Origin of the sequence: Streptomyces sp. NPDC016459 (genome assembly GCF_040632845.1) — a bacterium.
In the GTDB taxonomy this organism is placed as follows: Bacteria; Actinomycetota; Actinomycetes; order Streptomycetales; family Streptomycetaceae; genus Streptomyces.
In genome coordinates, this window is sequence record NZ_JBEYCR010000013.1 from 117,046 (window position 1) to 128,496 (window position 11,451).

9 protein-coding genes are annotated in these 11,451 nt (G+C 71.5%); all 9 read right to left on the reverse strand.

Features of this window, described 5'->3' with window-relative positions:
* Positions 1-109: 109 nt before the first annotated feature.
* The 9 genes from ABZ567_RS26220 to ABZ567_RS26260 all read right to left on the reverse strand — a co-directional run bounded on the left by ABZ567_RS26220 (position 110) and on the right by ABZ567_RS26260 (position 10,909).
* Entirely contained in the window at positions 110-1,534 is a 1,425-nt protein-coding gene (locus tag ABZ567_RS26220) for a pseudouridine synthase (protein WP_360794063.1), read from the reverse strand.
* The gene (gene scpB / locus ABZ567_RS26225; RefSeq protein WP_360794065.1) at positions 1,534-2,136 is read right to left on the reverse strand and encodes an SMC-Scp complex subunit ScpB; all 603 of its coding nucleotides are present in this window, start codon (positions 2,134-2,136) and stop codon (positions 1,534-1,536) included. The genes ABZ567_RS26220 and scpB overlap by 1 nt, the downstream gene beginning before the upstream one ends.
* Positions 2,133-3,077, reverse strand: a complete 945-nt coding sequence (locus tag ABZ567_RS26230; protein ID WP_360794067.1) for a segregation/condensation protein A — start codon at positions 3,075-3,077, stop codon at positions 2,133-2,135. The genes scpB and ABZ567_RS26230 overlap by 4 nt, the downstream gene beginning before the upstream one ends.
* Before the next feature lie 45 nt (positions 3,078-3,122).
* Positions 3,123-3,614 carry a hypothetical protein gene (locus ABZ567_RS26235; RefSeq protein ID WP_360794114.1) on the reverse strand — a complete coding sequence of 164 codons (492 nt, stop codon included), beginning with the start codon at positions 3,612-3,614 and terminating at the stop codon, positions 3,123-3,125.
* On the reverse strand, positions 3,611-4,636 hold the full coding sequence (locus tag ABZ567_RS26240) for a ParA family protein (protein ID WP_030212665.1): 1,026 nt from the start codon (positions 4,634-4,636) through the stop codon (positions 3,611-3,613). Before ABZ567_RS26240 ends, ABZ567_RS26235 begins: the two co-directional genes overlap by 4 nt.
* Positions 4,637-5,083: 447 nt before the next feature.
* On the reverse strand, positions 5,084-6,199 hold the full coding sequence (gene ald, locus ABZ567_RS26245) for an alanine dehydrogenase (protein ID WP_360794068.1): 1,116 nt from the start codon (positions 6,197-6,199) through the stop codon (positions 5,084-5,086).
* A gap of 146 nt (positions 6,200-6,345) precedes the next feature.
* On the reverse strand, positions 6,346-8,331 hold the full coding sequence (locus ABZ567_RS26250; RefSeq protein WP_360794070.1) for a tetratricopeptide repeat protein: 1,986 nt from the start codon (positions 8,329-8,331) through the stop codon (positions 6,346-6,348).
* 223 nt (positions 8,332-8,554) lie between these two features.
* A complete protein-coding gene (locus tag ABZ567_RS26255; protein WP_360794072.1) occupies positions 8,555-9,181 on the reverse strand; it encodes an NUDIX hydrolase in 627 nt (208 codons plus the stop codon).
* A gap of 78 nt (positions 9,182-9,259) precedes the next feature.
* Positions 9,260-10,909, reverse strand: coding sequence for a CTP synthase (locus ABZ567_RS26260; protein WP_360794074.1), 1,650 nt, complete (start codon positions 10,907-10,909; stop codon positions 9,260-9,262).
* Positions 10,910-11,451 lie beyond the last annotated feature (542 nt).

The window sequence follows — 11,451 nt, forward strand, 5'->3', positions numbered from 1 at the left end:
GGCCACAAGGCCGGTCCCGGAAGACGCAGACGCCCGTGACCGGCCCGGAACACGGAGAAGCCCGTGACCGCCGGGCGGTCACGGGCTTCTCCGACTGTGGGCGGGGCCCCTACATGCCGACTTCCTTCATCAGCATGCCGACCTCCGTGTTGGTGAGGCGGCGCAGCCAGCCCGACTTCTGGTCGCCCAGGGCGATCGGACCGAACGCGGTCCGGACCAGCTTCTCGACCGGGAAGCCCGCCTCGGCCAGCATGCGGCGCACGATGTGCTTGCGGCCCTCGTGCAGCGTGACCTCGACCAGGTAGTTCTTGCCGGTCTGCTCGACCACGCGGAAGTGGTCGGCCTTGGCGTAGCCGTCCTCCAGCTGGATGCCGTCCTTGAGCCGCTTGCCGACCTCGCGGGGCAGCGGGCCGGTGATGGCGGCCAGGTAGGTCTTCTTGACGCCGTACTTGGGGTGCGTGAGGCGGTGGGCCAGCTCACCGTGGTTGGTGAGCAGGATGATGCCCTCGGTCTCCGTGTCGAGCCGGCCGACGTGGAAGAGCCGGGTCTCACGGTTGTTGACGTAGTCGCCGAGGCACTGACGGCCGTCCGGGTCCTCCATGGTGGAGACGACGCCGGCGGGCTTGTTCAGCGCGAAGAACAGGTGCGACTGGGTGGCGACGGTCAGGCCGTCCACCTTGATCTCGTCCTTCTCCGGGTCGACGCGCTTGCCCTGCTCCAGGACGATCTCGCCGTTGACCTCGACGCGGGCCTGCTCGATGAGCTCCTCGCAGGCGCGCCGCGAGCCCATGCCGGCACGGGCGAGGACCTTCTGCAGCCGCTCGCCCTCCTGCTCGGCGCCGGGGAAGGTCTTCGGGGTCTTGATCTCCGGCCGGCCCTCGTACCGCTCCCGGTTGCGCTGCTCGATCTTGGCCTCGAGCTCGCGCGAACGGGCCGGGGCCTGCCGCTGCCCGTGCGGGCCGCGACGGGGCGGAGTGCCCTGGGGGGCCTTGGGGCCGCCCTTGGCGCCTCCGCGGGCCGCGGAGCCGCGGCCCTTCTTCGGAGCCTCGGCGGGCGGGCTCACGTCGTACGCGCGCTCCTCGGGGCGAGGCCTGCGCGGGCGCTGGTCGTCACGGCCACCGCCGCCACCGGCACCGCGGTAGCCACCGCCACCGCTGGAGCCACTGCCGCCGCTGGAGCCACTGCCGCCCCGGTAGGCACCACCGCCGCCGGAGCCGGAACCACTGCCGCCCCGGTAACCACCGCCACCGCTGCCGCCACTGGAGCCACTCCCGCCTCGGTAGCCACCGCCACCGCCGGAGCCGCCACCGCCCTGGTAGCCACCGCCACCGGAGCCGCTGCCGCCACCGGAGCTCCGGTAGCCGCCACCGGAGCCACTGCCGCCGCCGCTGCCACCGGAGCCGCGGTAGCCTCCGCCACCGCCGGCACCGCTGCCACCGCGGCCGCCACCGCTGCTGCCGCCGCGGCCGCCGCTGTTGCCACCACGGCTCCCGCCGTTGTTTCCGCTGCTGTTCCTGCCGCTGCTGCTTCGCATCAAACTTCCGTCTTGTCGTCGTCCTCACGACCCGGTGCATCCGGATCGAACGACGGAACACCCTCCAGAGAGTCCGGCTCGACCGCCTCCGCCTCGGGGAGGAAGGGCGCCAGCTCGGGGAGCTCGTCCAGGCCGCGCAGGCCCATCCGCTCCAGAAAGTAGTTCGTCGTCCTGTACAGGATCGCACCTGTTTCGGGTTCCGCGCCCGTCTCCTCCACCAGACCCCGCTGCAGGAGGGTCCGCATCACGCCGTCACAGTTCACTCCGCGGACCGCGGAGACCCGGGAACGGCTGACCGGCTGGCGGTACGCGACGACCGCGAGCGTCTCCAACGCGGCCTGGGTGAGCCGGGCCTGCTGCCCCTCCAGGACGAAGGCCTCGACGGCCGGGGCGTGCTCCGCGCGGGTGTAGTACCGCCAGCCCCCGGCCACCAGGCGCAGCTCGAAACCGCGGCCCTGGGCGGTGTACTCGTCGGCCAGCTCGCGCAGGGCGTCGGCCACCTCGCGGGGGGTGCGCTCCAGGACCTTGGCGAGGTGGGCCTCGGTGGCGGGCTCGTCGACGACCATGAGGACGGCTTCGAGGGCGGGCTTGAGGTCGCTCACGCGGCGGTCTCCTGGTCGAATTCGTCTGTCACGGCCCCGGACGGGTCCGCCTCCCCACCGGTCCAGGAGACCGTGAGGTCCTCGAGGGCGGTCTCCTGGTCGAGGGCGACGGCCTTCTCCCGGTAGAGCTCCAGGAGGGCCAGGAAGCGGGCGACGACGGTGAGGGTGTCGTCCCCCGCGTCCTCGATCAGCTCCCGGAAGAGCGCCGTCCCCCGCTCCCGCAGCAGCGCGACGACCACGGCGGCCTGCTCGCGGACGCTGACGAGCGGGGTGTGGATGTGGTCGACGTACACCTGGGGCTCGGCCTTCGGCTGCATGGCCTTGACGGCCAGCCTGGCGAAGCCCTCGGCGCCGATGGAGATGACGACCTCGGGAAGCAGCTCGGCGTGGTGCGGTTCGAGTCCGACGGTACGGGGGTGGCGGTGGCCCTCGGCCTCCCAGCGCTCCTCGAAGATCGCCGCGATGCGCTTGTACGCCCGGTACTGGAGGAGCCGGGCGAAGAGCAGGTCGCGGGCCTCCAGGAGCGCGAGGTCCGCCTCGTCCTCCACCTCGGCGGCGGGCAGCAGCCGGGCGGCCTTGAGGTCGAGCAGGGTGGCGGCGACGACGAGGAACTCGGTGGTCTGGTCGAGGTCCCCGTCGGGCCCGAGGGCCCGCAGGTGCGCCATGAACTCGTCGGTGACCCGGGAGAGGGCGACCTCGGTGACGTCGAGCTTGTGCCGGGTGATCAGTTGGAGCAGCAGATCGAAGGGCCCCTCGAAGTTCGAGAGCCGCACGGTGAACCGCCCGTCCCCGACCTCACCGCCCCCACCGGACTCCAAGGCCTCACCCGGATCCGCAGCCTCGCCCGGCTCCGCAGCCGGTACGGGCTCCGGCCCGCCCCCTCCGCGCCCCAGGACGCGGCGGCGGGGTGGGCGGGACGTTTCGTCGGAGACGTGGTGCATGGAGGTCCAGGGGGAGCGGGGAGCGTGGCAGCCCGCAGGCTACCGTCAGCGGCCCCGCAGGCGGCGGACGAGGATGCTCGCGTCGCCGCGGGACTCCAGGTCCGCCAGGACGACCGCGACGGCCTCCCGGACGATCCGGCCCCGGTCGACGGCGAGCCCGTGCTCGCCGCGCAGCACGAGCCGGGCGTGCTCCAGGTCCATCAGCTCCTCGGCGGAGACGTAGACCGTGATCTTCTCGTCGTGGCGCTCACGACCGCTGGGCCGCCGGTTCGGGGTGCGGCCGCCGCGCCGCCGCGCCGCCGGGGCGGGTACGGCGGCGGTCGGCGCGCCCTGGGAAGCGGCGCTCCCGGGCTCCGCCGTCCGGGCCCGCGGTTCCGCCGTCTCGGAGGCCGCCGCCGTGTGCTCGGCCGAGGCGGACCCGTCGGCGGCCGGGGCGCTCTCGCCGGCCGGTGCCGGGACGGCCCGGCGGGGTGCGGACGCCTGGAGCGCCGTCCCCCCGGTCGTACGGAAGAGTTCGTCGGCGCCGGGCAGGCTCACTCGGCGTGACACCGGGCGAGCACCTCCCTGGCGAGCTGGCGGTAGGCGGCGGCGCCCACGGAGTTGGAGGCGTACGTGGTGATGGGCTCACCGGCGACGGTGGTCTCCGGGAAGCGCACGGTCCGCCCGATGACCGTGTGGTAGACGTGGTCGTCGAAGGCCTCGACGACGCGCGCGAGGACCTCACGGCTGTGCACGGTCCGCGAGTCGTACATCGTGGCGAGGATGCCGTCGAGCTCGAGCTCGGGGTTGAGCCGCTCCTGGACCTTCTCGATGGTCTCGGTGAGCAGCGCCACTCCGCGCAGGGCGAAGAACTCGCACTCCAGCGGCACGATGACCTTGTGAGCCGCCGTCAGGGCGTTCACGGTCAGCAGGCCGAGCGAGGGCTGACAGTCGATCACGATGTAGTCGTAGTCGTTCATCAGCGGCTTCAGGGCGCGCTGGAGCGTGGACTCGCGCGCGACCTCGCTGACGAGCTGGACTTCGGCGGCCGAGAGGTCGATGTTGCTCGGCAGCAGGTCCATGTTGGGCACGGCGGTCTTGAGGAGCACCTCGTCCGCCGACATGCCCCGCTCCATGAGCAGGTTGTAGACGGTGAGGTCGAGCTCCATCGGGTTCACGCCGAGACCGACCGACAGGGCTCCCTGCGGGTCGAAGTCGACGAGCAGCACCCGTCGTCCGTACTCCGCGAGCGCGGCACCCAGGTTGATGGTCGACGTGGTCTTGCCGACGCCGCCCTTCTGGTTGCACATCGCGATGATCTTCGCGGGTCCGTGGTCGGTCAGCGGACCCGGGATCGGGAAGTACGGGAGCGGGCGTCCGGTGGGGCCGATCCGCTCGCGGCGCTGGCGGGCAGCGTCGGGTGCGAGGGTGGCCGCGTACTCCGGGTCGGGCTCGTACTCGGCGTCGGGGTCGTAGAAGTGCCCCTCGGGCACCTCGTCGTAGGCGGCGAAGTGGGTGGACTCTCGGCCCATCTCGTTGCCGGCCGTGGCGTTCACGTGTAGGCCGTCCATCGTCTTCATCGTGTGGGCTGTCGTCATGGGCTGGTGCGTCGCGAAGGTCCGCACCGCGACGGAGCCGATCGGAGCACCTGGCGCACCGCTCCCGGGAGTAATTGTCGACTCATTCACAAGTCGTCTTACCTCCTTGGATGTCACCAGGAACATTTATCGATAGGTCAGCGTGGCACCATGCCGACGGTTGGCGACTCTATGGCGTGTCACCGGTCCGCAGCAACACAATCCGCCGGACCCGGCCCGATGTGTCGGCAACCGAACACCTCTCTGTCAAGGGTGCGCAGGCATGCATCCACACGTTTCAGGGGTGTGCGAAACGGTTAAAGCATTACGTTCGCGGCGAGTTGACCGAACGTTTCGCCGGGTCCGGACACGCGTCCGGCCGGACCTTGTCGAACAAGGTCCGGCCGGTGCGCGGATTGACGGCACGCGTTGACGGGGGTGCCGAGGGGGTCAGCCCAGGAGGCTGCTCAGCTCGACGTGCTCGAGACCGTGAGCCTCGGCGACCTCCTTGTAAACCACCTTGCCGTCATGGGTGTTGAGACCCAGTCCCAGCGCGGCGTCGCGGCGCAGCGCCTCGACCCAGCCGTTGTTCGCCAGCGACACGATGTAGGGCAGCGTGGCGTTGGTGAGGGCGTAGGTGGAGGTGTTCGGGACGGCACCCGGCATGTTGGCGACGCAGTAGAAGACCGAGTTGTGGACCTGGAAGGTCGGCTCGGCGTGTGTGGTCGGGTGCGAGTCCTCGAAGCAGCCGCCCTGGTCGATCGCGATGTCGACAAGGACACTTCCGGGCTTCATCTTGGCGACGAGCTCGTTGGTGACCAGCTTCGGGGCCTTGGCGCCCGGGATGAGGACGGCGCCGATGACGAGGTCGGCCTCGACGACGGCCTTCTCCAGCTCGTAGGCGTTGGAGACGATCGTCTGCACCTGGGTGCCGAAGATCCTGTCGGCCTCGCGGAGCTTGTTGATGTCCTTGTCGAGCAGGGTCACGTGGAAGCCCATGCCGACGGCGATCTGGGTGGCGTTCCAGCCGGAGACGCCGCCGCCGATGACGACGGCCTTGCCGGCGTGGGTGCCGGGGACGCCGCCGGGGAGGACACCGCGGCCGCCGGCCGAGCGCATCAGGTGGTAGGCGCCGACCTGCGGGGCCAGGCGGCCCGCGACCTCGGACATCGGGGCGAGCAGCGGGAGCGCGCGGCCGGCGGTCTCGACGGTCTCGTACGCGATGGCGGTGGTGCCGGACGCCAGGAGCGCGTCCGTGCACTCCCGGGAAGCGGCGAGGTGCAGGTAGGTGAAGAGCGTCTGGTCCTTGCGGAGACGGTGGTACTCCTCCGCGATCGGCTCCTTGACCTTGAGCAGCAGGTCGGCGGTGGCCCAGACCTCGTCGGCGGTGGGGAGGATCCCGGCGCCGGCGGCGACGTACTCCTCGTCCGTGATCGAGGAGCCGACACCGGCGTTCTGCTCGATGAAGACCTGGTGGCCGTGGCGGACGAGCTCGTGGACACCGGCGGGGGTGATGGCCACGCGGAACTCGTTGTTCTTGACCTCGCGGGGGATGCCGACCTTCATCGTCGATCACGGTCCTTGAATCAGGGGGATATCTGGGGCACTGCGATACATACCCGGATGCACTGCGGCGCAGCGGGGCAGACCACGTTCGAACGCGGCGCACCCAGTCTAATGAAGGAGTTCTCCCTGTCTAGCCTTTCAAAGTACTAATCTTCGACGGACTCGCTGCGGATTTCGTAGGCGGATCTTGCTGTTTCCAGCAGTCTGTCGGAGGCGGCCCGGTGCAGCCTGGCCGCCGCCGGGTCCCCGAGCCGGTCGAGGGTGTCGGCGAGCCGCAGCTGCAGCGCGGCCTGGAGCCGGGTGTCCTGGGCGCGCCGGGCCCACTCCACCGCCTCCTCGCACGTCCGCAGGGACTCCTCGGGCCGTCCGGCGTACTCCTGGACCCGGGCCGCCTCGCTCAACGCCCGCGCGTATCCGGGGAGATCGGCGAGCCGTCGGTAGCCCGCGGCGGCGGCTCGCCAGTTCCGCAGGGCCTCGCCGTACCGGCCCGCGTAGGTCTGTACGGCGCCGAGGCGGCCGTAGAGCCGGGCCTGGTCGGCGCGCTCGTCCCGGGCGAGCCGCTGGGCGAGAGCCCGTCCGTACCAGTCACCGGCCCGCTGCCAGTCCCCGAGCTCCTGATACGAGCCACCTACGGATTCCATCGCGCGACCGGTCGCGTACGGATCATTTGCTGCGCGTCCGGCATCCAAAGCCAACCGATATCGCAGAAGTGCGTCCTTCGTCCTGCCGGTCTTGGCATCGAGATCGGCCAGGTTGAGCAGGGCGGCGGCCCGCTCCCGGTGCAGGCCGCGCCGCTCGGCCACGTCCAGGACGAGCTGGTGGAGGCCGTACAGCTCGGGCGCGGCCGTCTCGGCGCCCCGGTGCGCGGTGAGCGCCCTCACCAACGACGCGACGAGCCGCCGTGCCAGGGTGTCCAGCTCCCCGTCGGCGACGGCGAGCCGGGCGGAGGCGAGCAGGACGGGCTGCCGGGAGCGCAGCCAGAGGGCCGCGGCGGCCTCGTTCGGGAAGCGCAGGGCGCGCGGCAGGCCGGCCAGCTTCCGGCGCGCGGACGAGCCCTCGGGTTCGGTGACCGCACGGCAGGACTGGAGGAGCCGTACGGTCCGCTCCAGCATCCGGGCCCGCGCGAGCTGCACCTCGGCGGGCCGGTCGCCCTCCTCCAGGCGGGCGCGCAGCAGGGGCACGAGGTGGCCGGGAACCTCGTACTGCCCGTCCTCGCCGGCGGAGACGAGCCCCAGGGCGGCGAGGTCGGCGAGGGTGGTGGCGGCGGCCGAGACCGAGCAGCCGGCCAGCGCGGAGGCGGTGTGGGCGTCGGCCCGGCCCAGCGGAGCCAGGGACAGGTAGCGCAGTATCCGGGCGGCGGTAGCGGGCAGCGCCTCGTGGGCGAGCAGGAAGCTCCGGGTGATCGGGTCGCCGCCGAGCCCGCGCAGCCGCTTGGCGAGGTCGGCGACGGACGTCTCGGGGTGGGTGGAGAGCCAGGCGCCGACGAGGACGACCGCGCCGGGGAGTCCGCCGCACTCCTCGACGAGGGCCTCGGCGGCCTGGGGGTCGACGGTGACGCGTACGGAGCCGGTGAAGGCGGTGAGCAGGTCGATGGCCGACTTGGGGTCGAGCCCGCCGAGCGTGCAGGGCCGTACGTCGGCGATGCCGGTGAGCGGTCCCCTCGCGACGCCCACCACCAGGACGTCCGGGTTGTCGGGGATCAGCGGGTCCGCCTGTGCGGCGTCCACGGCGTCGTCGAGGAGCAGGACGGCCCGGCGGTCGCCGAGGGCGCCGCGGACGAGTTCGGTCAGCTCGTCCTCGGCCGCGCCGGGGGGTTCGGGGACAGCGAGTTCGGCGAGGAGTTCCTGGGCGACGCGGGCGGTGGGGACGGGTGCTCCGTCGGGCTCGGTGAGCCGGGCCCGGAAGATCCCGTCGGGGTAGCGGTCGGCGAGCCCGGCGGCCAGTTCCTCGGCGAGCGCGGTGCGTCCTGAGCCGGGCTTGCCCGCGATGAGCAGGACCCGGGCGCGGGGCGCCTTGCGGCCGGTGAGGGTGTCGAGGCCGGTCCGCTCGATGTCGGCGCGCAGCGCCTTCAACTCCCGCTGCCGGCCGAAGAACTGTCGGCTTCCGGCCGTCGCCACCGCCTGATCCGTCACGGGCCACGCTCCCGTCCACCTGCGCACGAGCCGATCCCGTGGGGGGCTCCGCACGGGCGATTCCGAGCGTAGTTCAGGGCACGGCACGGACCTGGTGGAGCAGGGCGGGCACGTCCCCCGATCGGATCAACAGATGGTCACATCAGTGCGCCCTTTGTGGCATGGGGCGCCGCCGAGGGCGGGCCGGGAGGTCCGGACGAGGGGCCGGGCCCGCCGGGCGGGGCTACGCCTCGAACGGGCGGGCCGGCCAGGGCGCTTCGGCCGGGCGGAGCGCGTCGAGACCCTCCCCCGCGCGGGCGGCCGCGAGCGACAGCACCCCCACCACCAGGCAGTTGTTGTGCAACTCGCCCGCGAGGACTCCGCGGACGAGGTCCGCGACCGGCACCCGCGCCAGTTCCATGTCGGCCTCCTCCTCCGCGACCTCGAAGCGCGCGCCCTCCGCCTCCGACAGGTCCCGCGCCAGGAAGATCCGTACCGCCTCGTCGCAGCCGCCGGGCGTCGTGTAGACGTCGGTCAGGACCCGCCAGTCCTCGGCCTTGACGTGCGCCTCCTCGTACAGCTCGCGCTGGGCCGCGTGCAGCGGGTTCTCGCCGGGCACGTCGAGGAGTCCCGCCGGGATCTCCCAGAGCTTCTGCCGCACCGGGTGCCGGTACTGCTTGAGCAGCAGGACCCGGTCCTCCTCGTCCAGGGCCAGGACGGCCACCGAGCCGGGATGGACCTGGTAGTCGCGGCGCGCGACCGTGCCGCCGGGCATGACCACGTCGTCCGTGCGGACACTCGTCTTGTTTCCCTGGAACGGGGTCGTCGTGGCGACGACCCGCCACTCCTCCGGGGTGTCCTGCAACTCCATGTGCGTCCTCCCACATACGAAAGCCGGGGCACGCGCCCCGATGAGGGACCCGTACCCCGGCAACGTTAACGCGCCGTACTACTTGGCCGTCTTGCGCTCCACGGCCGCCTTGACCAGGCCCGCGAACAGCGGGTGCGGCCGGGTCGGGCGGGAGCGGAGCTCCGGGTGCGCCTGGGTGGCGACCAGGTAGGGGTGGATCTCGCGCGGGTACTCGACGTACTCGACGAGCTTGTTGTCCGGGGAGGTGCCGGAGAAGACCAGACCGGCCTTCTTCTCCAGCTCCGCGCGGTAGGCGTTGTTCACCTCGTAGCGGTGACGGTGACGCTCGTCCACGTACGGCTGGTCGTCGTAGACCTCGCGGACGATCGAGCCCTCGGCGAGCTTCGCCGGGTACAGGCCCAGGCGCATCGTTCCGCCGAGGTCTCCGGCGCCCTCGACGTACGCGAGCTGCTCCTCCATCGTCGAGACGACGGGGTGCGCGGTGGCGGGGTCGAACTCGGTGGAGTTGGCCTCGGGGATGCCGGCCAGGTTCCGGGCCGCCTCGATGACGATGCACTGCAGGCCGAGGCAGATGCCGAGCAGCGGCACCTTGTTCTCGCGGGCGTACTGGATCGCGCCGACCTTGCCGCTCACACCGCGGTCGCCGAAGCCGCCGGGGATCAGGACCGCGTCGACGTCGCCGAGCTGCTTCTCGGCGCCGGCCGGGGTCTTGCACTCGTCGGAGGTGACCCACTTGACCTTGACGCGGGCCTTGTTGGCGAAGCCGCCGGCGCGCATGGCCTCGGTGACCGAGAGGTAGGCGTCGGGCAGGTCGATGTACTTGCCGACGAGCGCGACGGTGACCTCGTGCTCCGGGTTGTGGACGCGGTCCAGGAGGTCCTCCCAGACGGTCCAGTCCACGTCGCGGAAGGGCAGGTCGAGCTTGCGGACGACGTAGGCGTCCAGGCCCTCGGTGTGCAGCACCTTCGGGATGTCGTAGATCGACTTGGCGTCGATGGCCGCGACCACGGCGGCCTCGTCGACGTCGCACATCAGCGAGATCTTGCGCTTGATGGCGGTCGGGACGTCCCGGTCGGCGCGCAGCACGATCGCGTCCGGCTGGATACCGATGTTTCGCAGGGCGGCGACGGAGTGCTGGGTCGGCTTGGTCTTCAGCTCGCCGGAGGGGCCGATGTAGGGCAGCAGCGAGATGTGCACGACGAAGACGTTGTCGCGGCCGACCTCGTGGCGGACCTGGCGGACGGTCTCCAGGAACGGCAGGGACTCGATGTCGCCGACCGTGCCGCCGACCTCGGTGATGACGACGTCCACGTCGTCGGTCGCCATCCGGCGGATCCGGGACTTGATCTCGTTGGTGATGTGCGGGATGACCTGCACGGTGTCACCCAGGTACTCGCCGCGCCGCTCCTTGGCGATGACCTGCGAGTAGACCTGGCCGGTGGTGACGTTGGCCGAGCCGTCGAGGTCGACGTCGAGGAAGCGCTCGTAGTGGCCGATGTCCAGGTCGGTCTCGGCGCCGTCGTTGGTGACGAACACCTCACCGTGCTGGAACGGGTTCATCGTGCCGGGGTCGACGTTCAGGTACGGGTCGAGCTTCTGCATCGTGACCCGCAGGCCCCGGGCCTTGAGGAGCGCACCCAGGCTGGAGGCGGTCAGGCCCTTGCCGAGGGAGGACGCGACACCCCCGGTGACGAAGATGTGCTTGGTCGTCGTGGTTTTGGGCGGCATCGCCAAGAGGGGGCTCCCGTGGTCGCGTTCTGGAGGTGCGTACCGGCGTGCCCTCCGGAAGAATCGGGGGGTGCCGTCGCTGCGGTTTCGGGGTCCTCGGCTGTCGCCGTTTCCCACCGGTCCACGGGGTACCAGGGTATCAGCGACATCGGGAGACCGCTTCCGGCCACACGCGGCAGTCGGGTGCACACGGACGGCGACGCGCGGGCGGGACGAACCCTCCCGACGGAAAGGGGGACCCCTCTGATCAGGGACAAGTCGGACCACGCACGGCAGCAGGGCACGGGGAGCAGCGCGCATTCACCCGTTCGGAGTAGCGTCATCACCGGGGTGATCACCGGGTCACTAGGGTGCGACGTATCCTGCTCGGACATTGCCCGCCGAGCCGGCCGGCCAGCGGCACCACCCCGCCCGTCACCCGGACCAAGAGCTCGTCGAAGACCCCTTGACCGCTGACACACGCAGACCCGGCTGAAACACGGCCGGAGCATCTGAGCAAGCGCCCCGCGGGGCGAACGTGGCCGTTCGACTGGAGATAAGCA

Excerpts from the sequence above, each read along its gene's own strand:
- ald (WP_360794068.1), bottom strand. The coding sequence starts at position 6,199 with ATGAAGGTCGGCATCCCCCGCGAGGTCAAGAACAACGAGTTCCGCGTG.
- ABZ567_RS26240 (WP_030212665.1), bottom strand. The coding sequence starts at position 4,636 with ATGAAGACGATGGACGGCCTACACGTGAACGCCACGGCCGGCAACGAG.
- ABZ567_RS26255 (WP_360794072.1), bottom strand. The coding sequence starts at position 9,181 with ATGGAGTTGCAGGACACCCCGGAGGAGTGGCGGGTCGTCGCCACGACG.
- ABZ567_RS26230 (WP_360794067.1), bottom strand. The coding sequence starts at position 3,077 with ATGCACCACGTCTCCGACGAAACGTCCCGCCCACCCCGCCGCCGCGTC.
- ABZ567_RS26260 (WP_360794074.1), bottom strand. The coding sequence starts at position 10,909 with ATGCCGCCCAAAACCACGACGACCAAGCACATCTTCGTCACCGGGGGT.
- ABZ567_RS26220 (WP_360794063.1), bottom strand. The coding sequence starts at position 1,534 with ATGCGAAGCAGCAGCGGCAGGAACAGCAGCGGAAACAACGGCGGGAGC.